Here is a 633-nt window from a genome sequence, read left to right on the forward strand (position 1 = left end):
GGCCGCTGTACAACGCGCGACCCTGCGTCTGAAAAGCCTGCAAAAAAAGAACTCTCAAACCACTGTAATTTAACTTTTCTACGCTTTCAGCCGAGACAGATGTCCAGATTCGGAAAGGCAAGCTGAGTGGCAACGCCACCCGAACTTAGCACTATCGTGGTCAGATGCGCAGTGCTTGTCAGCAGACGGAGCATGGCGTCATCTCAAATTGTTATTGAGGACAGCGGTACGGGGTTATCCGATTCGGCGCAGGCGCGCCTTTACAGCTTGTTGCTGATCGTCCTTTGCGTATTGCTTGAGAATGAAATCAACATAGCATGTCCCGCTGCATGGCCATGAGCTGGGACCATGCTGTGGCCGAATGGATGAGGTGGGATTAGTTTGCGGGGTATTCAGCAATGACCTGATCTACGCCGGCTTTGGTCAGGCCGATTATTTGGTAGGTCTCATGTACTCCGTCGACTTCCATTCCTGGAGAACCTGCTGGCATTCCAGGAGCAGCGATCCCGAGAAGGTCGTCACGCTTACTCATCGCAATTATTTGCTCAACTGGCACATGACCTTCAACAAACTTCCCGTTGATCATCGCAGTGTGACAAGACGAGAGTCGTGGAGCGACACCTAGATCTTGTT

Annotated in this window: 1 protein-coding gene; it reads right to left on the bottom strand. The window is 51.7% G+C overall.

Annotation, left to right across the window (positions count from 1 at the left end):
• Positions 1-376: 376 nt before the first annotated feature.
• Positions 377-633, bottom strand: a 257-nt coding sequence (locus P353_RS27425) for a DUF411 domain-containing protein (RefSeq protein WP_034376714.1), incomplete at its 5' end; no start/stop codon positions are given.

Source organism: Comamonas testosteroni (assembly GCF_000761245.1).
GTDB lineage: Bacteria > Pseudomonadota > Gammaproteobacteria > Burkholderiales > Burkholderiaceae_C > Comamonas > Comamonas testosteroni_C.